The 24,102-nt window shown below is 47.3% G+C and carries 16 protein-coding genes, 1 tRNA gene and 1 pseudogene; 13 read left to right on the top strand and 5 right to left on the bottom strand.

Features of this window, described 5'->3' with window-relative positions; all coding sequences use genetic code 11:
- Positions 1 to 53 precede the first annotated feature (53 nt).
- Positions 54 to 911: a type IX secretion system ring subunit PorN/GldN gene (porN, locus tag NDK19_RS00915; RefSeq protein ID WP_250629945.1), complete on the top strand. Its 858-nt coding sequence runs from the start codon at positions 54 to 56 to the stop codon at positions 909 to 911.
- Between the two features lie 489 nt (positions 912 to 1,400).
- On the opposite strand, the gene rplS is transcribed toward porN, so the two are convergent.
- Positions 1,401 to 1,757: a 50S ribosomal protein L19 gene (gene rplS, locus NDK19_RS00910; RefSeq protein ID WP_250629944.1), complete on the bottom strand. Its 357-nt coding sequence runs from the start codon at positions 1,755 to 1,757 to the stop codon at positions 1,401 to 1,403.
- A gap of 189 nt (positions 1,758 to 1,946) precedes the next feature.
- On the opposite strand from rplS, the gene rpoC reads away from it, so the two are divergent.
- From rpoC to NDK19_RS00895, 3 genes are all read left to right on the top strand, one after another.
- Positions 1,947 to 6,260 carry a DNA-directed RNA polymerase subunit beta' gene (rpoC, locus tag NDK19_RS00905; protein WP_250629943.1) on the top strand — a complete coding sequence of 1,438 codons (4,314 nt, stop codon included), beginning with the start codon at positions 1,947 to 1,949 and terminating at the stop codon, positions 6,258 to 6,260.
- Between the two features lie 142 nt (positions 6,261 to 6,402).
- Positions 6,403 to 9,594 carry a two-component regulator propeller domain-containing protein gene (locus tag NDK19_RS00900; protein WP_250629942.1) on the top strand — a complete coding sequence of 1,064 codons (3,192 nt, stop codon included), beginning with the start codon at positions 6,403 to 6,405 and terminating at the stop codon, positions 9,592 to 9,594.
- A 156-nt stretch (positions 9,595 to 9,750) separates the two neighbouring features.
- On the top strand, positions 9,751 to 10,305 hold the full coding sequence (locus tag NDK19_RS00895; protein ID WP_250629941.1) for a metallophosphoesterase family protein: 555 nt from the start codon (positions 9,751 to 9,753) through the stop codon (positions 10,303 to 10,305).
- Positions 10,306 to 10,425: 120 nt separating this feature from the next.
- Here NDK19_RS00895 and NDK19_RS00890 read toward each other — a convergent pair whose 3' ends face one another.
- The 3 genes and pseudogenes from NDK19_RS00890 to NDK19_RS00880 form a co-directional block, all read right to left on the bottom strand.
- Positions 10,426 to 11,742: an aspartate kinase gene (locus tag NDK19_RS00890; protein ID WP_250629940.1), complete on the bottom strand. Its 1,317-nt coding sequence runs from the start codon at positions 11,740 to 11,742 to the stop codon at positions 10,426 to 10,428.
- Positions 11,743 to 11,805: 63 nt separating this feature from the next.
- The gene (locus NDK19_RS00885; protein WP_250629939.1) at positions 11,806 to 12,990 is read right to left on the bottom strand and encodes a thioredoxin family protein; all 1,185 of its coding nucleotides are present in this window, start codon (positions 12,988 to 12,990) and stop codon (positions 11,806 to 11,808) included.
- Positions 12,980 to 13,834, bottom strand: a pseudogene (locus NDK19_RS00880) (lysophospholipid acyltransferase family protein); the annotation flags it as partial. The gene NDK19_RS00885 and the pseudogene NDK19_RS00880, both read right to left, overlap by 11 nt.
- Before the next feature lie 62 nt (positions 13,835 to 13,896).
- Between NDK19_RS00880 and NDK19_RS00875 the strand changes: the two are divergent.
- Positions 13,897 to 14,808, top strand: a complete 912-nt coding sequence (locus tag NDK19_RS00875) for a DUF3078 domain-containing protein (RefSeq protein WP_250629937.1) — start codon at positions 13,897 to 13,899, stop codon at positions 14,806 to 14,808.
- A gap of 76 nt (positions 14,809 to 14,884) precedes the next feature.
- Positions 14,885 to 14,958 (top strand) — tRNA-Ile (locus NDK19_RS00870).
- A gap of 293 nt (positions 14,959 to 15,251) precedes the next feature.
- Here the strand turns inward: NDK19_RS00870 and NDK19_RS00865 are convergent.
- Positions 15,252 to 16,262 (bottom strand): FecCD family ABC transporter permease, encoded by a 1,011-nt coding sequence (locus tag NDK19_RS00865; RefSeq protein WP_250629936.1) that lies wholly within the window; start codon positions 16,260 to 16,262, stop codon positions 15,252 to 15,254.
- A 50-nt stretch (positions 16,263 to 16,312) separates the two neighbouring features.
- On the opposite strand from NDK19_RS00865, the gene NDK19_RS00860 reads away from it, so the two are divergent.
- The 7 genes from NDK19_RS00860 to NDK19_RS00830 all read left to right on the top strand — a co-directional run bounded on the left by NDK19_RS00860 (position 16,313) and on the right by NDK19_RS00830 (position 24,079).
- Positions 16,313 to 18,022, top strand: a complete 1,710-nt coding sequence (locus NDK19_RS00860; RefSeq protein ID WP_250629935.1) for a DNA polymerase/3'-5' exonuclease PolX — start codon at positions 16,313 to 16,315, stop codon at positions 18,020 to 18,022.
- 87 nt (positions 18,023 to 18,109) lie between these two features.
- On the top strand, positions 18,110 to 19,483 hold the full coding sequence (locus NDK19_RS00855) for a Na(+)-translocating NADH-quinone reductase subunit A (protein WP_250629934.1): 1,374 nt from the start codon (positions 18,110 to 18,112) through the stop codon (positions 19,481 to 19,483).
- Between the two features lie 22 nt (positions 19,484 to 19,505).
- Positions 19,506 to 20,717, top strand: a complete 1,212-nt coding sequence (locus NDK19_RS00850) for an NADH:ubiquinone reductase (Na(+)-transporting) subunit B (protein WP_250629933.1) — start codon at positions 19,506 to 19,508, stop codon at positions 20,715 to 20,717.
- Entirely contained in the window at positions 20,704 to 21,432 is a 729-nt protein-coding gene (nqrC, locus tag NDK19_RS00845) for an NADH:ubiquinone reductase (Na(+)-transporting) subunit C (RefSeq protein WP_250629932.1), read from the top strand. The genes NDK19_RS00850 and nqrC overlap by 14 nt, the downstream gene beginning before the upstream one ends.
- 13 nt (positions 21,433 to 21,445) lie before the next feature.
- Positions 21,446 to 22,120: an NADH:ubiquinone reductase (Na(+)-transporting) subunit D gene (locus NDK19_RS00840; RefSeq protein WP_250629931.1), complete on the top strand. Its 675-nt coding sequence runs from the start codon at positions 21,446 to 21,448 to the stop codon at positions 22,118 to 22,120.
- Between the two features lie 42 nt (positions 22,121 to 22,162).
- Entirely contained in the window at positions 22,163 to 22,774 is a 612-nt protein-coding gene (gene nqrE / locus NDK19_RS00835; protein ID WP_250629930.1) for an NADH:ubiquinone reductase (Na(+)-transporting) subunit E, read from the top strand.
- A 90-nt stretch (positions 22,775 to 22,864) separates the two neighbouring features.
- On the top strand, positions 22,865 to 24,079 hold the full coding sequence (locus NDK19_RS00830) for an NAD(P)/FAD-dependent oxidoreductase (protein WP_250629929.1): 1,215 nt from the start codon (positions 22,865 to 22,867) through the stop codon (positions 24,077 to 24,079).
- Positions 24,080 to 24,102: the final 23 nt, after the last annotated feature.

Here is a 24,102-nt window from a genome sequence, read left to right as displayed (position 1 = left end):
TCTTTTTATCGAGCGGCATATTTATTGTTATGAATGTCTAAAATATCTATCATATGAAATCGTTGATTAGGTTAGTAGCAGCAGCATGTGTAATGGTTTCTGCAACCATATCCTATGCGCAGGAAAGAGATGAATTCGGGTATAACTCAAACTCGCTTCGTCCTATCAAGTACCACGATCAGTTATTTAGCAAAAGGCTTTGGTGGCGTATAGACTTGCGTGAAAAACAGAACAAGCCATTAAATGCCAAGGGACATGAAATTACAAGAATTATTATTGAAGCTGTAAAGACAGGTATCATCAGGCCATTTGTGGACGACTCTTTGAAAACTCGTTTGAGCTATGAGGAGTTTATGGCTAAAATCACAAGACCCTCTGCCGGAGACGGTCTTACCGAAGAAGAGAAAGCGCTTGGTTTTGGGGTAGAAGATGATGGGGGCGGTTGGGGTAATGAGTTTAGCGACGGAGACGACAATGCAACGCCCGCAGGCCCTGATACATATCTTCCCGGTAAAGAGTTGTACTTGTTAGAATTAAAAGAAGATTTGATTTTTGATAAAAAGCGTTCGCGCATGTATCGGGATATACAGAGTATCACATTACTTGTACCCTTTGAAATCAATCAAAAAGCCGACCTTCCCATTGCATCTTTCTCTTATAAGGAGCTCGTAGAAAACGTTTTTAAGGATAATCCTGATGCGATATGGTTCAATAATGCGAACCCGAAAGAGCACCGCAATATGGCAGAGGCATTTGATTTGCGACTGTTTGCTGCGCATTTGACTAAATACTCTAACAGCGAAGATGCAACCATTATAGATATCTATGGCGACGGCGATTTGGCTCTGTATGCTTCTTTACAAATAGAGTATGCGTTGCTTGATTTTGAGGCGCAACTTTGGGAGTATTAATCTTTTAAAAATTGCATATAAAAGAATCCTGACAGGCATATAACTGTCGGGATTTTTTTATGGCAGCGGCCGATTCACTTGCAGAAGTTGCTTGCTATGAGCACCAGCACCACAAAAAACACAATTACCGCAATGCCCAATTCCTTCAGTACAGCCTTGAAGTTTTGTTCTTTGCGATGTCGCCAAGCAAAATGCCGCCCAGCAAAGCCCCCACCGGAGCACTGAATAGTGGCAATAGGAAATAAAGCAAGTCTTCCTTGCTATGGGGCGCGCATCAGCCGCATTCAATCGGATTTCCACAAAGGCTGTGGGTAGGGAGGACTGCCAGTGCAAAAACGAATATGCCACCAAGAATGGATTAGATGAAAAAGAGCGTTTTGTTTGGCGGACGGGTAGTCATAAGCCAGTAGTGTAGTTATTTTAACTGCAAGTAAACAAAAAAAGCCAACAGCTTTGCAACTGTTGGCGACCCCATTGAGGGAAAAACAATTAGTTCAGTTTTTCCTTGATACGAGCGGCTTTGCCGGAGAGGCTGCGCAGATAGTAAATTCTTGCGCGGCGCACCGAACCGCGGCGTACCAACTCAATTTTATCAATGCTTGGCGAAATGATAGGGAAAATACGCTCAACGCCTACGCCGTTAGAAATTTTACGCACGGTAAAAGTTTCGCCGTTGGTGCTGGTATTCTTGCGCTGAATCACTACGCCTTGAAATTGCTGGATACGCTCTTTATTGCCTTCCACAATTTTCACGTGTACATTGATGGTATCGCCGGCTTTGAATGCAGGAATATCAGCTCTTTTGCCTGCATACTCTTTTTCTACTAATTTTATCAAATCGTTCATGACGCTACGGATTTACATGCCTTCAAAAAAGGACTGCAAATGTAGTATCTTTTACATAAAAACAACGCTATCTCGTTGAAATTTAAGCAATAAATGCTGAAAAAAAACCGGAAAAAAACTTGCAAATATGGTTAAAATGCTTTTTTACACTAACTTTGCTGGTTCAAAGCATAAACTGCATCACTATACATGGCGTTCAAGAAAAACAAGAAGTTTAGCAACGACTTTACGAAAATCACGATCAGTCTTGCTTCTCCTGAATCCATTCTGGAAAGCTCTCACGGCGAGGTTACACAACCCGAAACCATTAATTACCGCACTTACAAGCCCGAAATGGGAGGCTTGTTTTGCGAGCGCATTTTTGGCCCGGTGAAAGATTGGGAATGTCATTGTGGCAAATACAAGCGTATTCGCTACAAAGGCATTATCTGCGACCGCTGCGGTGTAGAAGTAACGGAGAAAAAAGTCCGCCGCGAGCGTATGGGACATATACAGCTGGTTATTCCGGTGGCTCACATCTGGTATTTCCGCTCATTGCCCAACAAAATCGGCTATCTGTTAGGTCTGTCCACAAAAAAACTGGACCAGATTATTTATTACGAGCGTTATGTAGTTATTCAGCCCGGTATTCATAAGGATTTGAAAGAAGGCGACTTCTTGACCGAAGAACAATACTTGGAAAAACTGGATATGCTGCCTCGTGAAAATCAGCAACTGGAAGACAGCAATCCTGATAAGTTCATTGCCAAAATGGGTGCAGAAGCATTGGAAATGATGCTTTCCCGATTGAACTTGGATGAACTTTCCTACGAACTGCGCGATATGGCTGCCAATGACAGCTCTCAGCAGCGCAAGTCAGAAGCCTTGAAACGCCTCAAAGTGGTAGAAGCTTTCCGCAGCGCCAACTCGCGTGTGGAAAATCGCCCCGAGTGGATGATTATCCGCATGGTGCCTGTGATTCCGCCTGAACTGCGCCCGCTGGTGCCTCTGGATGGCGGACGTTTTGCTACTTCGGACTTAAATGACTTGTACCGCCGCGTAATTATTCGCAACAACCGCTTGAAGCGTTTGATAGATATTAAAGCGCCGGAGGTGATTTTGCGCAACGAAAAGCGTATGTTGCAAGAAGCGGTTGATTCGCTGTTTGACAACTCACGTAAAGTAAATGCTGTTCGTTCAGACGGCAACCGTGCGCTGAAATCACTTTCAGACATGCTGAAAGGCAAGCAGGGACGTTTCCGCCAAAACCTGTTGGGTAAACGTGTGGATTACTCCGGCCGTTCGGTAATTGTGGTAGGCCCTGAGTTGAAACTCCACGAGTGCGGTTTGCCTAAAGATATGGCAGCTGAACTGTTTAAGCCGTTTATCATCCGCAAACTCATTGAGCGCGGTATCGTTAAAACCGTAAAATCTGCCAAGAAAATAGTAGACCGCAAGTCGCCTGTGGTGTGGGATATTCTGGAAAACGTCTTGAAAGGCCATCCGGTGCTGCTCAACCGTGCTCCGACGCTCCACCGTTTAGGTATTCAGGCGTTCCAGCCAAAACTGATTGAAGGTAAGGCGATTCAGTTGCACCCATTGGTTTGTACGGCTTTCAACGCCGACTTTGACGGCGACCAAATGGCGGTACACGTGCCACTGGGGCATGAGGCTATACTGGAAGCATCGCTGTTGATGCTGGCTTCTCACAACATTCTGAATCCTGCCAACGGCTCGCCTATTGCCGTACCTTCTCAGGACATGGTATTGGGCTTGTATTACCTCTCCAAAGGACGTAAATCTACGCCTGAGCATCCTGTAAAAGGCGATGGCAAATCGTTCTACTCTCCCGAAGAGGTAATTATTGCTATCAACGAAGGGCAACTCGATAAGAACGCCTATATCAAAGTGCGCGTACCTGTACGCAACGAGCAGACCAAGCAACTGGAAACCAAATTAGTACAAACTGTTGCCGGTCGCGTAATTTTCAACCAGGTAGTGCCCAAAGAAGTAGGCTTTGTTAATGAAGAACTGACCAAGAAAAAGTTGCAGGGTATCATTTCCCACGTATTCAAAATTGTGGGTATGGCACGCACGGCTCAGTTCTTGGACGATATCAAACAGCTTGGCTTCCAAACTGCCTACAAGGGCGGTCTTTCTATCGGTTTGGATGATATTATGATTCCTGAATCGAAACACAAACTGATTGCCGAAGCCAAGAAAGAAGTAGATGCCGTGTGGAATAACTACTACATGGGTCTGATTACCGACAACGAGCGTTACAACCAGATTATTGACATCTGGACACGCGTGAACAACAGCATCACCAATACGCTGTTGAAGCAGCTGGAAGAAGACAAAGGCGGCTTCAACTCCATTTACATGATGATGCACTCCGGTGCACGTGGTTCTCGCGAGCAAATCCGTCAGTTGGGCGGTATGAGGGGCTTGATGGCGAAACCTCAGAAAAACCTGCAAGGTTCGGTGGGTGAAATTATTGAGAACCCCATCCTTTCTAACTTTAAGGAAGGTTTGGACGTTGTGGAGTACTTCATTTCTACTCACGGTGCGCGTAAAGGTTTGGCCGATACAGCTTTGAAAACCGCCGATGCCGGTTATCTGACCCGTCGTTTGGTGGACGTTGCGCAAGACGTAGTAGTTAATGAAGAGGACTGCGGTACACTGCGCGGCCTGACCGTAGAAGCCCTGAAAGACCAAGAAGACGTTATCGAGAAACTTTCCGAGCGTATCCTGGGGCGCGTATCCGTGCACGATGTGTACGACCCACTGACCGACGAACTGATTGTTGAGTCAGGCCAAGAGATAGATGAGGACATTGCACGCCGTATTGAGGAAACCAGCATTGAATCTGTTGAAATTCGCTCGGTGCTGACCTGCGAAACCAAGCAGGGCGTATGTGCCAAGTGCTACGGTCGCAACTTGGCCACAGGCAAGCTTGCTCAGATAGGTGATGCGGTGGGCGTAGTAGCTGCCCAGTCTATCGGTGAGCCGGGTACTCAGCTGACACTGCGTACTTTCCACGTGGGTGGTACGGCTTCTAACATTGCCGTAGATTCAAGCATTGTTGCCAAATACAGCGGCAAAATCAAGTTTGAAGAAATGCGCAAGGTTACTACCACCAATGCCGAAGGTGAAAGCATTGATGTAGTGATGGCGCGTTCTGCGGAGGTAAGCATCGTTAATCCTGAAAACGGCCAAGTACTCATTAGCAACAACGTGCCTTACGGTTCATTCCTGCGCGTAAAAGAAGGCGATATGGTAGAGAAAGGACAGGAGATATGCTTCTGGGACCCATTCAATGCCGTTATCCTTTCACAGTACGACGGTATCGTTGAGTTTGAGGCCATTGAGGAAGGCATTACTTACCAAGAAGAGTACGACGAGCAGACCGGTCACCGCGAAAAAGTAATTATTGAAACCAAAGACCGTTCTAAAAACCCGACGATTACGGTTCGCAATCCGCAAACCGGAGAGCAGGCAAGCAGCAACTTGCCGGTAGGTTCTCACTTGGTAGTTGAGAATGGCCAGCATATACGTGCAGGTCAGGTACTGGTGAAAATTCCGCGTGCAATCGGCAAAACCCGCGACATTACCGGTGGTCTGCCACGTGTAACGGAATTGTTTGAAGCCCGTAACCCGTCTAACCCTGCCGTTGTAAGCGAAATTGACGGCGAGGTAAGCTACGGCAGCATCAAACGCGGTAATCGCGAAATTTATGTAAAGAGCCGTGAAGGGGTACAGATGAAATACATGGTGCCGCTTTCTAAGCACATCCTCGTGCAGGAAAACGACTACGTAAAAGCAGGTATGCCGCTTTCCGATGGTGCCATTACGCCTGCCGACATCTTGGCCATCAAAGGCCCGACCGCCGTTCAGGAGTATCTGGTGAATGAAATTCAGGAAGTTTACCGCTTGCAAGGTGTGAAAATCAACGACAAGCACCTCGAGGTAATCGTTCGTCAGATGATGCAGAAAGTAGAAATCATTGACCCTGGCGATACTACCTTCCTGCCCGGACAAGTGGTAGACAAGTGGACGTTCCGCGAAGCCAATGATTCCATTCTTGACAAGAAGGTTGTTACCGATGCCGGTGAATCAACCACAATGAAAAAAGGCATGATTGTCAGCGCCCGCAAACTGCGTGATGAGAACTCAAGCCTGAAGCGTAAAGACCAGAAGTTAGTGAAGGTGCGCGACGCACAACCTGCCGTATCTAAGCCAACTTTGCAAGGTATTACGCAAGCATCATTGGGTACGAAGAGCTGGATTTCTGCCGCGTCGTTCCAAGAAACTACCAAAGTGCTGAGCGAGGCTGCCATCCGCGGTAAGACCGACTTCCTCACAGGCTTGAAAGAGAACGTTATTGTAGGACATTTGATTCCTGCCGGTACGGGCATGAGAGTCTTCCAAAACAATCGGGTGTTCTCCAAAGAGGATTATGACCAGATGCAGGAGTCTAAAGAGGCGTTTAAAGTGCGCTCAAAAGACTATCAGGACATATAATTAATGCTTTGAATAATTACGGAAAACCGTCTGAAGATTTTCAGGCGGTTTTTTTTATTGCAGCGTTTTTTTGGAAAGGGTACAAAAACAATATATTTGGAAATAGCGATTTTTATCAAAAAAATCAGATTTTCAGGTCAATATGCTTTCGCACATCAGTATTGCAACGCCCCTATGGTATATCCTGTTTTTCGGATGTATTGGTTGCTACTCCGGCAGTGTTACAGCCCAATATTATCGGGCTGAGTTGTACCAAGTAGAGCAGGGGCTGCCTACCAATCTGACAAAATCAATCAGCTATGATGCTCATGGTTTTATTTGGATTGCTTGCGATGCGGGAGTTGTGCGCTTTGACGGGAAAGAGTTTCGCCATTTCAATAAAGTATTACCCAGCAACTATGCCAAGCACATTATACGGCGCAAAAATGGCGATTTGCTGATTGCACATGACAAAGGCGTAACCCGAATCGTTAGTCTGCCCGATACGGTTGCTTTCAGCGATTGGTTAGTGGTTACCTCCGAGCCCCTTCCGCGAGCCATTACCTCTCCCAAAGCATTGTTTGAAGACAGCAGGCAACGGCTGTGGGTAGGTGAAGACCAAGCTGTTTCCTGTGTGCGTGCCGATGGGGAGGTGGCGCACTATTTTTTTACCATTAACGACCGCACTACCAGTTGGAATCGCTCATTTTCGCCGGCTGAAACCTCTGATGGCAGCATCTATGTGGCCTCACAGCGCGGCAACCTTTTCCGATTTGACGAAACAACCAATCAGTTTGTCAAAGTAAATTTGGTGAATACTCCTTTTTCTGTATGCAGTGCGCTTATCAGCAATGGCAATGTGCTTTGGATAGGTACGGAAAAGGGCGTGTTTGAAATTAAGCCGACAGCAGACGGAACTGCCGAGGTACAACAGCTTTTTGACATGCCCAATGTTTCTTTCTTGCGTGCCGATGCTTCGGGCAAGTGCTTGATTGGGACTTGGAATAAAGGGCTTTTCTTCGCAGATATGCGCAAGGGTAACTTGCAACCTCTTGCATTTGGCAGTTTACCTTACAAAGTCATCAACGATGTTGTCATAGATGAGGCGGGAAATTATTGGGTGAGTTCCGATGAAGGCATTGCTTTACTCCATCGCAGCTACTTTGCCCCCTTAGTTGTGCCCTTCGAGCGCAGCTATGTGCTTGCCATCACGCAAGGCAACGACGGCTTAATTTATGCAACCGAGGGGGCTGTTTTATGCCGTATCAACAGCCGCAATACAGGCGATGTCAGCAGGTTGTTGCAATCATCGCAACTGAACTCCAAAGATATTTTTGCAGTGCTGAAAACTGCTGACGGGCTTTGGGTGGGCACTTCCGATGCACGCATTTTTCGGATACAGGGCAATAAAACAGATGAAATCAACCTTGCAGCGATGATATCCAAAATTGTCTATATGCAAAACGACAGCGAAGGCAATATTTGGGTGTGTTCAAATGCCGATGTAGTCAAGATTACACCACAGTTGGCAATCAAATTGTACGGTAAAAGTCAAGGTTTGACTTCTAATGTATATGTGGTTCGTCAAGACAAGGACGGCAACCTTTTGGCAGGCGGAGGCAGTCCTCGGGCGTATTTGTACCGTTATGACCGCAGCCAAGACAGGTTTGTCAATATTAGCAAACCGCTCGCTACGCAGGGGCAGGTTGAGGTTCGCATAGAGGATATTGCTTTTGATACCGACGGGAAGATATGGCTGAGCGGCAGTTATGGCTTATTACAATACGGCAGTGATTCAACCCGTCAAATTCCACTGGCAACCGATACGGAAGTGCAGGCGATTTGTGCCGGCACTAACGGTAGCATATGGTTAGGTACGAATATGGGCTTGTTGCAATACCAGCATCGCCGCGGCGAGATGCTGCTGTTTGACGAAAGCAGTGGCTTGCCTTCCAAGAACATAGCTAACCGCTGTATCATGGCAGATATGGACGGGCGATTGTGGATAGGCACAGCCGACGGCGTGGCATATACCCAGCAGCGGAATGCTGTCGTTCAGGAAACACCGCGTCCTGTATTCTTGCATATCGAGAATAACGGTCGGACTGTTTATTTTCATCAAGACAGCATCTACCAATTTGCACACAACAGCTATTTAAAAGCCTTTTTTGCCTCGCTTGCCTATCCTGCCAATAAGATTAAGTATGAATACCGCTTGGCATCGGAAGGGAACGAACCGTGGCAACCTGTCGGCAGAGAATTATTGTTTCCACAAATAAAAACAGGTACATATACCTTGGAAATCAGGGCTTTGCAACAGGGCGCTTTCCACATCAGTAAACCTTTGCAACTGCGCTTTGTTGTTCAGCCGCCCGTTTATTTTCGGTGGTGGGCAATTCTGGCATATCTGTTGGCGCTGGCAGGCATCATTGCGATAGCCGTTAAACTTTACACCATCAGACTGGTGCGCGAAAAAAACCGTTTGGAAGCCATTGTAGCAGAGCGCACAGAGGAAATCAAGCAGCAGAAAGAAGAAATAGAGGCGCGAAACGAAGAGTTGAGTCATAAATCGTTGTTGTTGGAACAGCAAAACCACAAGGTAATGTCCAGCATCCGCTATGCTAAGCGCATTCAGGATGCAATGTTGCCTACCCAAGAAAAGTTCAAGGAGTTATTCCCTCAGTCTTTCATTGTATATCTGCCAAAGGATGTTGTCAGCGGTGATTTTTATTGGTGTGCCGAAGTGGCAGGATTGCGCCTGATTGCTGCCGTAGATTGTACCGGACATGGCGTGCCCGGTGCTTTCATGTCGTTGATTGCCAATAATTTATTGAATGAAATTGTAGCCACGCGCCGCATAACCGACCCGGGTTATATTTTACAGGAACTGCACGTACAAATTAAGACTGTATTGAAACAAAACCAGACCGATAATTTGGATGGATTGGATATTGCACTCTGCACCATTGATAAGCCAAACAGGCAGTTATTTTTCGCGGGAGCAAGAAATCCGCTTTATTACTTAACCGACAGCGGCATAGAAGAATTGAAGGCAGACAGAAAGTCCATTGGCGGCTCGCAAAGCAAAGATGAGCAACTGTTTACAACCCATTTCGTTCCCTTGAAAGCAGGCGAAAATTACTTTTACCTCTTTTCCGATGGTTTCCGCGACCAGTTCGGCGGTACTGACAATAAAAAATTCTCATCGCGTCGTTTCAAAGAATTGCTGCAAGAGGCTGCCAAGCTACCTATGAACGAACAGGAACAGCACGTCAGCAATGCGTTTAGCAGTTGGAAAGGAGCAGAGTTGCAACAGGACGACGTTCTTGTTATCGGGTTTTCGGTGAGGATATAAGTGTGTTTATTCATTTCCCGACGCACGACACAAGCGAATGGATTTTTTCGGATGGCATATTTTTGAATCTGAGATACCGATTTATTTTGCCGATACCTGCTGCTAAGAGGCGAAAGCATTTGACAGCTAACCCTTAACTTGCTGCAAAAAAGAGTCATGACCTTGATTCGCATTGGCTTAATTTCCGATACGCACGGCTACTTGGATGAGCGTGTGTTTGATTATTTCGCTGCCTGTGATGAAATCTGGCATGCAGGCGATATTGGCGATTGGGCTGTTGCCGAAAGACTTGCCGCATTTAAGCCGTTGCGAGCCGTTTACGGCAATATTGACAATCTGATTATTCGTCAGCAATATCCTGAAAACCAGATTTTTACTTGCGGCAATCTGAAAATATGGATGACACACATTGGCGGTTATCCACCCCGCTATACGGCGGCTTTAAAAAAGCAATTGGCCGACATTCGTCCCGATGTTTTTATTTGCGGCCATTCGCACATCCTCAAAGTCATTCCCGATGCGGAGCGGCAACTGCTGCACCTGAACCCCGGGGCTGCGGGGCAAGAAGGCTTTCATAAGGTGCGTACACTGCTCCGGTTTGCCATAGATACCGAAAAACAGGGGCTGGCAAGTATTGGTCAGTTAGAAGTCATTGAATTAGGCAAGCGGGGCGGCAACAGCAAAAATTATAAAGGCCGCGAGGAACTTTAAGACTTACCGCAATCGCACAAGTGCAGATGATTTGGCGGAGAAATTTGTGATGAAGTTGTTGATAGTCAAAAGTTTAATCCTGACAGGCTTTACCAACCTGTCAGGATTATCCATAATCTATTACAACCCAAAAATGCCTTTGTTGAGTCCCTTCAACACATCGGCTTTGCGGCTGCTGTGCACCAACAGGGAAATATTGTTTTTGCTGCCGCCATACGAAACCATGCGAATGGGAATTCCTTTTACGGACTCCAACACTTGGGCTACATAGTCTTGCTTTTGTTCCATCATATCGCCTACTACGCAGATGATGGTTTGGTCATGTTCTACTTCCACCGTACTGAACTGCTGCAAATCGGCCACTATTTCCTGTAAGTGTGCGGTATTGTCAATAGTAAGCGAAACGGCCACTTCCGAAGTGGTAATCATATCAATAGGTGTTTTGTAGCGCTCAAATACCTCAAAAAGTTTTTTGAGGAATCCGTAGGCAAGAAACATGCGCCCCGACTGTACGCGAATGGCCGTGATATTGTCTTTCGCTGCGACTGCCTTAATACCGTGGCCGGCGGCATGGTCGCTGATGAGCGTACCGGGTTGTTCGGGCTGCATTGTATTCAGCAAACGCACCGGAATTTTCTTCAATCGCGCGGGGTTTACGCTTTGCGGGTGCAAAATTTTTGCACCAAAATAGGCAAGCTCTGCTGCTTCATCAAACGACAGCTCGGCAACGGGCACCGTGCGTTCCACAATGCGCGGGTCGTTGTTGTGCATACCGTCAATATCGGTCCATATCTGCACTTCTTCGGCCATGATTGCCGCACCAATGAGTGAGGCTGTGTAGTCGCTGCCGCCGCGTTTGAGGTTATCTACCTCTCCGTAGGAGTTAAGGCAGATGTAACCCTGTGTGATAAACAGTTGCTTATCAGGATATTTGGCTAATTCTGCGTTGAGTTGTTCGGAGATGAATGGCAAATCGGGCTCTTCGTTTTCATCAATGCGCATAAAATCCAGCGCATCGAGCAGGACTGCATCTACGCCGATTTCCTCGAGGTAATACAGCATCAGGTGGGTAGAAAGAATTTCGCCTTCTGCCAGCATTGCCTTTTCTTTTCGTGCATTGAACATATTCTTGGCCAATACACGCATGTAACCGAAATGGTCGTAAATCAGTCGTGTTCCTTTGGCTTTGCCTGCCTCGGTTTTGTACAATTCCGCTACTACTGCGTGATATTTGGCTTCCAGCTCGTCAATCTGTTTATGTGCCTCCTGATAGTTCTTGGCAAATAATGCCTCACTGATTTTTACCAAGGCATTGGTAGTGCCTGACATGGCCGATAACACCACGATTTTTCGCTCGGGCGTATTAATCAGTTTTTCAACATTTTGAATCCGCTGCGCACTTCCTACCGAAGTGCCGCCAAATTTTAGAATTTTCATGTGTAAGCGTAGGTGAATGAATTTTAAGAAGTAATCTGATAACAGCCGGAAGTTGTTTGCAGTTTACTTTTTAGGCTGTGTTATTTTCAATAACAGTTCTCGGGTCATGCTAACATCCATTTTGGCAGATTCTCCCAGCGTGATGGCTTCTCGTGCGGTCGCTGCGGCGGCTCCGTTTTGCCCTAATTTATACAGTAGATGTGCTTTTGTGTCTAAATTCTGATAGGTTTTGTGTAACTGCACCGATTTTTCTGCCCATTGCAGCGCTTTTTGCAGTTGCGGTTGTGTTTCTTCCTGCTCGTAATAGTTCCATGCCATCTCGTTAAGTTCTTGCCAATCGTTGCAATAGTTGTCTAAATAACGGACGGCAGCGGCATATTTTTTCTCATCGTGGTTGCCGATGGTGTAAAAATAAAAATCGGCTCTGGCCATATATTTTGCCGAATCTTGCGGAAAGTAGTATTTCAAAACTTGTTTTACCAATCGCAATCGTTCCGGTTTTTGGCTTCTGCCTGCCATAAACATCGCCCTGCCCGTTACCAAGTGGATGTAGGCGCTGTATTCGGGTTCATAAGGAGCAAACAACTGAGGGTTTTTTGCCACATAATCAAAAACGGGGCTGTTCATATCCAGTTCCATTTTTTGGATAAGCTCCCAGTTTTCGGGCTGATGCCATTTGTCAGGGGTTAGCTGTTTCAGTAACTCCCTTGCAATAGCAGAGGCTTTGATATCCCCGGCGGCCAGCAACGCATAGGCATAATTGCGCAAAACCTGCTCGCTGCGGTCGCCGCTTTCATATTTTTGACTCAATGTAACTATCTGGCGGTCAGTATTGAGCGCATTTTTGCCGTTTTCAATAAACGCCTGCGATTCAAAATAACCTACGGTGCGATGCACCAACTTGCCATCGGGCGAAAAAAACAAGGCGCAGGGGTAGGCATTGACATCAAACACGCTGGAAAACTCAACACCCTCGCCCTTTTCGGCATTGATTTTCAGGTTAATAAAGTTCTGGTTGAAAAAATAGGCCACTTCCGGATGGGTGAAAACTTCTTTTTCCAACTTTTTGCAAGGTGCGCACCATTCGGTGTACACATCTACAAAAATGTATTTGTTGGTTGCCTGTGCTTTTGCGAGTGCAGCCTCAAAAGCAACTGCCTCAAAGCGAATGCCATCGGTTTGTGCCAAGACAGCAACCAAGTTGCTCCATATAAGCAGAGTTGCCGAAAGAATGACCTTAGTTCTCATGCGCTAAAAATTTCCAACGTTTATGACTCCACAGCCAGTGGGCAGGGTGCTTACGGATAGAGGCTTCCAATAACCGTGCATAAATTTCTATAATTTCATTCGGATAATTCTGCTGCGGCTCTATCAGTTGCAGGCGAAGCACATATCGGCTGCGGGCAAGTCGCTCAATTTCCGAATAAAAAACAGGAAAACCTGTTTGCCGTGCCAGCTTATCGCTGCCTGTATAAAAATAAGTCGGAATATTGAAAAAATTGGTTTTAAAATCCAGCTCATGGCCGGCCGGGCTTTGGTCGGCTACCAACCCAAGGATAAATGTTTCGCCCGCTTTCTTGCGGCGCACCACTTCGCGCAGGGTGTTTTCTTTGGTAATGGGGGTTACGCCAAAGCGCGAGCGAATCTGCAATACCAAACGGTCGGAAAAAGGATTGGACAAGGTTTTGTACACAGGCAAGCCGCCGTATTTCGGAAACAATAGTTTCAGAATGGGCGGTGTCCACTCCCAATGCGATACGTGCCCCGCCATAATGATGCACGACTGCCCTTGCTCAAGATATTTTGCCAACAGCTCGGGGTTTTCCATGTAGATATGCTCGCGAAAATCTTCCTCCGAAATGGTCAGCGTTTTCACCATTTCCACGATAATATCACACAGATGTTTGTAAAATTCTTTGGCAATAGCCTTGCGTTCGGCATCTGTTTTTTCGGGGAAGGCAAGCACCAAGTTGTGCATGACAACTTTTTTCCGATAGCCAATCAGGTAGTAGGTGAGCACAAAAAGAAAATCGCTGATGCGGTGCAGCACAGCCCAAGGCAAACGCGAAATCAATCGGATGAAAAACATGCCGCAAAAGTACGTTTTTAGCGCGTAGCCTGTTTATCTTTCGCAAAAGCTAACTAAACTGTACCATGCAAACAAACCGATTTTTTAGACGCGTGCTGCTTGCCGCGTGCCTGTACAGCCTGATGATGTGGGCAAATATCTTACATGCACAGTCCGATGCGACAACTGCCCAAGACACGACCTATTGGGACAAAAAAATGAGCCTTGGCATTAATTTCAATCAGGGCTCGTTCAGCAGTAACTGGAAGGCAGGCGGCACTAATTCCATTGCCGTAGGAACGGTTTTTACCGCCAAAGCCAACTACAAAAAAGCGAAATGGTCGTGGGCAAACGATGCCGAGTTGCTCTACGGCTTAGTTTGGACAGACGGCATCGGGCAGCGCAAAAATGCAGACCGCATTTTTCTGAACAGCGTGGCAGGCTACCAAATCGCCAACCACTGGGATGTGTTTCTTTCGGGGAATTTCCTTTCGCAATTTGCGCCGGGTTTTGACTATGCCAAAACCGACCAGCCGCGCATCTCCAACTTTTTCGCGCCTGCCTTCCTGACTTTTGCCATTGGCTTTGATTACAAGCCTAAGCCATGGTTTTCGCTGAAAATGAGCCCCTTTTCGCCACGCTTCACCATTGTTACCGACAACGGCATCTTGCCGACTTCTCCCGACGGCAGGCGTTACGGCGTAGAGGCAGGCAAAACAGTACGCAGCGAAATTGCCGCCGCACAAATTCAGGCAGATATCAACGCTAAATTGGCTGAAAATATCTCTTTGAAAGCGCGTTACCTGCTTTTTGCCAATTATCAACAGTTTGACCCCGACCACCGTTTGGATGCACTGCTGGAAATGGCAGTGAATAAGTACATCAAAGTCAATTTTGGGGCAACCCTGCTTTACGACACCGACCAAGACACGGCTATTCAGTGGAATCAGATTCTGAATGTGGGCTTTCTTTACACCGTAGCCCGCCCTGCGAAATAAAAAAACAAGCGCATTGTTTTACAAACGGGCAAAAGGCTTATATTTGCAGCGTTTTCAGCACAACTGAAACGCAAAGGGGCCCATAGCTCAGTCGGTTAGAGCATCTGACTCATAATCAGGGGGTCACAGGTTCGAGCCCTGTTGGGCCCACAGGAACGCAAAAAACCGCCGTTGCACGCGCCGTTGCACGCGCCGTTGCACGCGCCGCCAAATGCATTCTAACAGCGTTTGGCGGCTTCTTTTTGGTTACAAAGGTTCACACTCAGGTTACACATTTTGAAAACCGGTTACAACATTTTCCGCAATTCGGGCTTGGGGCAGGCTTTTAGACTGTTTTAACACTTTTTAACAATATTTAACATTTAACCCCCGTTGTTAGCTGTAAGTCTTTTTCTTTCAGCCGGAGAATGAGGCTCGGTTTACTTGACAGTCTCTAAAAAGTATTATTTCCAGCGTTGCAGCACCAGCCATATGACAATGGGTGCGCCAATGAGCGAAGTAATGGCATTAATAGGCAATACCTGTCCGCGAGGCGGCAGGTAGCAAAGCATATCGCAGAGCAGCAACATGCACGCGCCGAGCATGGCGCTAAGCGGGAGCAGAACTTTGTTGCGTGCGGTTCGTGCAAGCAATCGCGCTATTTGCGGTACGGCCAGCCCTATAAAACCAATAGGCCCGCAAAAAGCAGTAATGCCGCCTGCCAGCAGACCTGTCAAAATCACTAATCGCCGACGCACTTTGCGCACATGAAGCCCCGAAGTTTGCGCATACAATTCGCCCAAATGCAGCACATCCAAAGGTTTGAAATACAACAGCGAAATAAGCAGCGCTACGCCCACGAAAGGAGCAAGCACCTGCATCTTCTGCCAATCTACGGCAGTCAGGCTGCCAAAGCCCCACATCACATAGCGTTGCAACTCTTCCGACGTGCTGAAATATTCCAGTAAATTGACAATGGCGCTAACCGTACTTCCCAGCATAAGCCCTGCAATCAGCAAGGCCGTATTTTGTCCGGCCTGCATACGGGCAGCCATGCGCATCATCAACAGCAGTGCCAATATTGCTCCTGTAACAGCGGCGCCAATGAGCAGCCAACTCCCCCCAATACCGCTCCAGCGCAAGCCCCAATAGCTGCCGCCCATTACCACCAATGCAACCCCCAAACTTGCTCCCGAACTGATACCCAATACATAAGGCCCGGCCAGCGGGTTGCGAAAAAGCGTTTGCATCTGTAGTCCGCTGACCGACAGTGCAGCACCGGCCAAAACTGCCGTCAGCATCTTCGGAATGCGAAATTCCCAGATAATCAGGTAATTATTAGAATCCGCAATGCTTTTTGTGATAATACCGACCACCTCTCCAAGGGGGATATACACGCTTCCCACAGCAACGTTGGCTATGCAAAGCAGCAAAAGCAGCACGAATACAGGCGCAAGCAAATAGTGTGGGCGCATGGTTGCAAAGTTAAGGCGATGGAAACGGCTTCATGCATTATCTTCGCAGTATGTCAAAAAAAGCTGTGATTAAGGGCTTCCGACTGGCAGCCGCACTGATGGAGTTGCACGAGACCAACCCGTTTAAAATCCGCAATTATACCAATGCGGTTTTTGCATTGGAAAAAGCCGAACTCTCCGACGATGAAATCACTGTTGAGCAGTTAATAGCTGCGGGGCTTTCCGAAAATATGGCGCAGAAAGCGCAGGCTATTATTGCAACAGGCACGTTTGATGAGTTGGAAGAGTTGAAGTCGCAAACCCCCGAGGGGGTAGTGGAAATGCTCAATATCAAAGGCATCGGTGCTAAAAAAGTGCGTGCTCTTTGGCAGGAGTTGGGCATTACAAGCCTCTATGAACTTGCCGAAGCCTGTCGTTCCGGCAAGGTAGCCGAACTGAAAGGTTTCGGTGAAAAAACGCAGGCGGCTATTGTGGAACAGATTCAGTTCATGGAAGCCAATGCTGAAAAATGGCATTATGCCGATGCCGAGCCAATGGCAGCCCGTCTGCTGCAATTGTTACAAGAAAAAACAACTCCCGTGCAGGTGGCAGTAACGGGTCAAGTAGCGCGCTGCTTGGAGGTAATAGACCTGCTGCAACTCACTGCGGCAGTTACCGATTTTGAACTTGCCTTTCAGCAATGGACAAGCGCAAACACAGCCATTGAAACCGATTGGCCGGCCTGCTCGCCTTTTGCATGGCGCGGTTGGTTGCTGAATGAGGCCGACGGCACAAGGCTCATTCCCTCCGAAATCAAATGGGTAACGCCGATGCGATTTGCTGCCGAGAGCCTGAAAAACAGCGCCACTCCTGCACACCTCAACGGTTTGGGCATTCCTGAACTGCTGAAAAAACAGAGCGATTTTGGTTCTGTCGAGGCTGTTTACCAAGCACTTGGGCTGCCCTTCGTGCCTCCCGAGATGCGGGAAGGAACATTTGAAATAGCACTTGCAAAAGCCAATCAATTGCCCCGCCCCGTTGAGCTACAAGACCTGAAAGGGATTCTGCACAACCACTCTACCTATTCGGACGGCAAACATACCCTGCGGCAAATGGCAGAGGCAACCCGTGCGATGGGGTGCGAATATTTTGGCATTGCCGACCACTCAGTTTCGGCATATTATGCCAATGGTTTAAGCATAGAGCGCGTACAGCGTCAGCATGAAGAAATTGACCAACTCAATGCACAATTAGCCCCTTTCAAAATATTGAAAGGCATTGAATCGGACATTTTGGCAGATGGCAGCTTAGACTATCCCGATGAAGTGCTGGCAACTTTTGACTATGTGGTAGCATCCGTTCATTCAGGTTTAAAAATGGATAAAGCCAAAGCCACCCGCCGATTACTGAAAGCCATAGAAAATCCTTACACCACCATTTTAGGGCATCCTACCGGGCGGCTGTTGCTCCGCCGCGAAGGCTACCCGATTGATTATGAAGAAATTATTACAGCTTGTGCCGAGCATCGCGTAGTCATTGAAATCAATGCCAACCCTTGGCGATTAGATTTAGACTGGCGTTGGGTACATCGTGCCATTGAGGCCGGTTGTTTGCTGAGCATCAACCCCGATGCACACGAAACCGACGGGCTGTACGACATGCGCTACGGGCTGCCGATTGCCCGCAAAGGCGGTGCGGAAAGCCGCCACATTTTGAACGCCTTTTCACTGGCAGAGATAGAGGCTTGGTTATCAGGCAAAAGGAGCGTTCACAAAAAATGAAGGTAAAGCAAACATACTCTTACATTCATTAGTTTTGATAACGTCTCTTTATTAGATTTGCGTGCCAAAAAAAGAACTTACTTTACGATGTCAGAGGTAATCAAGCTCAAAAAAGGGTTCAATATCAACTTAGCAGGTAAGGCGGCTACCCAACTTGCTGAACATACTCCCGAAACAGTAGCCATTAAATTTGATGATTTTCCGGGTTTATATCGTCCGAAAATCCTTGTAAAAGAAGGTGATGCAGTAAAAGCAGGCGCGCCTCTGTTCTTCGACAAGGCCATAGAAAAAGTCATTTATGCTTCTCCTGTGAGCGGTGAGGTGGTGGCTGTTAAGCGCGGCGAAAAACGCAAGCCCATCGAAATCGTTATTTTGTGCGACAAAACGACAGAATACGTAGAACATCGCAAATTTACCATATCCGATATTGCGAGCATGAGCGCCGAAGATGCGCTTAACCATATGGTAGGCAGCGGCGTATGGCCACAAGTTGTGCAGCGCCCTTATGCGATTGTGGCTGACCCTGACGTAGCACCCAAAAACATTTTCATTTCTACCTTCGATACCAGTCCCTTAGCTCCCGACTATGACTTCTTGTTTAAAGGACAGGAGCAATATTTTCAGGCAGGTATAGATGTGCTGCGTAAAGTAGGCAAGTGCGATGTCCACATCGGTCTGAATGCAGGAGCAGAGGTTTCCAAAGTATTTGGCGGTGTAAAAAATGCCAAGTTGCACAAATTTATAGGGCCTCATCCTGCCGGAAACGTAGGTGTGCAAATTCATCACATAGACCCTATTAATAAAGGAGATGTAGTTTGGACGCTCCATCCTTACGGCGTTATTCAAATCGGTAAGTTGTTTATGGAAGGCCGCTACGATGCTTCCAAAACCATTGCCGTTGTTGGTTCGGAAGTTAAACAGCCGCAATATTACAGAACCGTTCTGGGAGCAAACATCAGCAAATTAGTTGCCGGCAACCTGAAAAGCGACCACGTGCGCTATATCAGCGGCAATGTGCTGTGTGGTCAGAAAATTGCTGCCGACGGGCACATCGGTTTCTATGACCACATGCTTACCGTCATTCCTGAGGGTGATAAGCCTCGCTTCTTCCTGACCGACGGTTGGTTAGCGCCTATTGCCAAGCGTTTGAGCTTCCATCGTGCGCTTGGTTTGCTGTCATTCCTGAACGGCAGCAATAAAGAATATGTGCTCGACACAAGCACTAACGGCGAAGAGCGTGCATTCGTAGCTACCGGCACTTTCGAGCAGGTTGTGCCAATGGATATCCTTCCGATGCACCTGATAAAAGCCATTCTGGCAAACGACTATGACGGCATGGAAGCGCTTGGCATCTATGAAGTAGCCGAAGAAGACCTTGCGCTATGTGAGTTTATAGATGTGTCTAAACAACCCATCCAGCAAATCATTCGTGAAGGCATCAATATGATGCGTGAATCCTAACGAGTAAACCGGCCAAAAGACTATGAATTTCTTACATCATCTATTAGAAAAGCAACGCCCGCTTTTTGAAAAAGGCGGCAAATTTGAACGATTCTACTACGTGTTTGAGGCAGCAGAAACTTTCATGTTTACGCCTCCGTCAACCACTCCGGCTCGCGGCACGCAAATTCGTGATGCGATTGATTTGAAGCGAATGATGATGACCGTAGTAGTTGCCATGTTGCCGTGCTTGATTTACGGTATGTGGAATGCCGGCCATCAGCACTATCTGGCAATTGGTCAGGAAGCTGACTTCATGACCAAGTTTATGCTGGGCTTGAAACATACGCTGCCTATCATATTGGTTGCCTATGCTGCCGGTGGTTTGGTAGAAACTGTTTTTGCGGTTATGCGCAAACACCCCATCAATGAAGGTTTCTTGGTAACAGGTATGCTGATTCCTTTGGTAATGCCTATTACCATTCCTCTGTGGCAGGTTGCCGTAGCAACTATTTTTGCCGTATTGGTAGCCAAAGAAGTATTTGGCGGTACAGGCATGAATATTCTCAATGTTGCTCTGACAGCCCGTGCATTCCTCTACTTTGCTTATCCTACCGATATTTCAGGTTCTGTATGGACGCTGCTGGACGGTGCATCTACCGTAGACGGTTATTCAGGTGCAACAGCCCTTGCCATCATCGCCGAAACTTCTACGGCTCAGGGAAGTGGATTTACACCGGGCGCTGCCGTAGCAGCACTGAACGGTACTTCATGGGCTCCCGGCCTGTTCTCTTTTGAGAACTTGTTCATGGGCGCAATTCCGGGCTCTATCGGTGAAACCTCAACCCTGATGTGCTTAATCGGTGCAGCTATTTTGATTGCTACGGGTGTAGGCAGTTGGAAAATTATTGTGAGCGTATTTGCAGGAGCTTATCTGACAGGTCTGCTTGTAAATGCAGTAGCCGTTAATGCCTATATGGACTTGCCTGCTCACTATCATCTGGTAATTGGCGGTTTGGCATTTGGTGCGGTCTTTATGGCAACTGACCCTGTATCGGCCGCTCATACAGAAACAGGAAAGTGGATTTACGGTTTCTTTATCGGCTTCTTTACCGTGATTATCCGTGTATTTAATCCGGCATATCCCGAGGGCATCATGTTGGCAATATTGCTGATGAATGTATTCGCTCCACTGATTGATTATTACGTAGTTCAAGCAAACAAAAACAGGAGATTGAGCCGTGCAACAGTCTAATTTTTATATCTTAGCTTATACAGCAGGCCTTACCATTATTTGCGGCCTGTTGCTGGCGGTTACAGCAACCGGATTGAAACCCCGTCAAGATGAAAACATCGCTCTGGAGCAGAAGAGAAACATTCTTGCTTCTGTAATGACGCTCAAAGAAACAGACGATGTAAAAGCCATCTATGAAAAACGCGTGAAGTCTTATGTGGTTGATTTTGAAGGAGAAGTGAAAGAGGGTGTTAAGGCTGAAAGCGTTGTGGCTGCCGACGAGTACAAGAAGCCCAAAGAAGACCGTTTGTATCCGGTTTATGAAATTGTTTCCGAGACCAACCCCAACAAGGCAGAATTTTATGTATTCCCTGTGTATGGTTTCGGCCTTTGGGACAATATCTGGGGCTTTGTTGCCTTGCAGGAAGACATGAATACTATCAAGGGTGTAAAATTTGAACACAAGGGTGAGACTCCGGGATTAGGTGCTCGCATCGCAACCGAGGAAATTCAAGCTCGCTATGTCGGCAAAAAGATATTTGAGGGCAACGAAATTGTTTCGGTAGCAATGCAAAAAGGTGAAGGCCAAGATTACAGCAACAACCCGCATCAAGTGGACGGCATGTCCGGTGCTACAATTACCGGTAAAGGCGTAAACAAAATGTTGTTGGAGTATTTCGGCGGTTATTACAACTTCATCAAGTCTAAAACCAACAAAGTAAGTCTCAACCAATAATCACGATTCCAAAATGAGCGCACAAACTGAAACCGCGGTAAAAGCGCAGCCGTCTGAGCCGCTTTTTTCAAAGAAAAATCGCAAACTATTAGTTGACCCGTTAGATGGCAACAACCCCATCACCGTTCAGGTATTGGGTATTTGTTCGGCACTGGCGGTAACGGTGCAAGTGAAGCCTGCCTTTGTAATGGCATTGGGGGTTACTTTCGTTGCAAGTTTCTCCAGTTTGTTTATTTCACTGCTCCGCAATACGATTCCTACCCGCATACGTATCATCGTGCAGTTGGCGGTAGTGGCAAGCTGGGTAGTTATTGTCGACCAAGTGCTGAAAGCCTATGTATATGATGTTTCCAAACAACTTTCTGTATTCGTTGGTCTAATTATTACGAACTGTATCATCATGGGTCGTTTGGAAGCCTTTGCTTTGGGCAATAAGCCATGGCCTTCTTTCCTTGATGGTATCGGTAACGGTATCGGCTACGGTGTGATTCTGATTATTGTAGCTTTCTTCCGTGAGTTGTTAGGCTCAGGCTCTGTTTTCGGCATCAAATTGCTGGGCGCAGACAGCCTCACCGGTCTGCCTTATCAGGGCAACGGCCTGATGATGTTGCCTGCCGGTGCTTGTATTGTCATTGGCCTGCTGATTTGGGCACAACGTGCACGCAACGGTTACTCCGAAGACCATTAATCCAACTGATTTCATTATCACTCTGTAAACCTGTTTGCAAACATGGAACTGATTAGCTTAGGGGTTCGCTCCATATTCATAGACAACATGATTTTCGCCTACTTTTTGGGTATGTGCTCTTATTTGGCCGTATCTAAAAAGGTGCCTACTGCCTTAGGTTTGGGGTTGGCGGTTATCTTCGTACTGACAACAACCGTTCCGCTGAACTGGCTTATCGTAAACTATCTGTTGAAGCCCGGAGCCTTGTCGTGGATTAGCCCCCAATTTGCGGAAGTAGATTTGTCATTCCTTTCATTCATCGTATTCATTGCCGTTATTGCCGGTTTCGTGCAATTGACAGAAATGGCGGTAGAGAAATTTGCGCCTGCCCTGTATGGCGCTTTGGGTATCTTCCTGCCTTTGATTGCGGTAAACTGCTCAATTTTGGGTGCGGCATTATTTATGCAAGGCCGCCCCTACAATTTTGCAGAGGCAACTGTGTATGGTTTCAGTTCCGGTATCGGCTGGCTGATTGCCATTGTGGCGCTTGCGGCTATCCGTGAGAAACTGCGCTATTCCAACGTGCCTAAGCCGTTGAAAGGACTGGGTATTACCTTTATTTTGGTAGGTCTGATGTCGCTTGGCTTTTTGAGCTTTATGGGCATTACCCTGTAAAATAGAACAGAGCTACTCTCAAAAGTCGTCTTGAACTGTTCAGGACGACTTTTTTGTTTATTTTGCTTTCCTCTAAAACAGTTACGTTTGATGGAAATCAGAACTTTTGCGCCACCCGAAGTGCGCCCTGTATTGCAACTGAAAGCCATTCCTCAACTGAAAGCGCAATCGGAAATTGCCGTTGTCGGGGCAGGTGCTTTTGGTGGTTGGACAGCCTTGCATCTGTTGCGGCAGGGCTACCGCGTAACGCTGATAGATGCTTTCGGCCCTGGCAACTCGCGAGCGAGCTCAGGCGATGAAACCCGTGTGATTCGCAGCACTTACGGAGCCAATGAAACCTATTTTGACCTCAACAGGCGCGCCTTGCAACTCTGGCAGGAAAATCAGGAGCGATGGGGCAAGAAACTGTTTCATCGGACAGGGGTTCTATGGCTTTGTTACCATGAGCAAATGCCCTTTATTGAAGCTACCATGCCTTTTATGGCGAAGCACGGGCTCGCTTATGAATACCTTTCAGCGGATGAGGCCGCTTACCGCTACCCGCTGATTAATTTCACCGACCTTCATCATGCGGTTTTTGATGCGGATGCAGGCTATTTAATGGCGCGCGAGGGATGCCGAGCAGTGGCTGAAGCCTTTATAGAAGAGGGCGGGCGTTACATACAGGCACAGGCTGCACCTATGTCTGTCAATCACAATCAGTTAGCAGGCATCAAATTATCCAATGGCAGTACTGTACAGGCGCAGGCATATGTATGGGCATGTGGTGCGTGGTTGGGTTATCTGTTCCCCGAAATTTTGGGAAAGGTGATTACAGCTACCCGTCAGGAGGTGTACTATTTTGGCGTTCCCGAAAATTCTTCGGAGGCATGGGAGCAACTGCCGGTATGGATAGATTGGGACAATGGCGATGAGTTTTTTTATGGCATCCCCGGCAGTAGGCATCGGGGTTTTAAGGTGGCTTACGATAAGCGCGGGGAAGAGGTGCATCCTACGCACATGGAGCGGCAGCCAACCCCTTCACTGATAGAAAAATCGCGTCTTTTTTTGGCACATCGCTTTCCGGGGATGGCTCATGCACCGCTGGCAGAGGCGCGCGTGTGTCAGTATGAGAACTCCCCCGACGGGAACTTTATTTTAGACCGTCATCCTGAGGCAGAAAACTGTTGGTTTTTAGGCGGCGGCAGCGGGCACGGCTACAAACACGGCCCTGCTATTGGCGAATGGGCAGCGCAAATTATTACAGGTAAAAAGCCTTTGGCAGCGTTGTTTAGCCTTGCAAGACCGGCCATTGCACAAGTGTAGGGCGGATAAAACAATGTTTAATG

Source organism: Rhodoflexus caldus (assembly GCF_021206925.1).
GTDB classification, from domain to species: Bacteria; Bacteroidota; Bacteroidia; order Cytophagales; family Thermoflexibacteraceae; genus Rhodoflexus; species Rhodoflexus caldus.
This window is presented reverse-complemented; position numbering and strand designations above follow the sequence as displayed.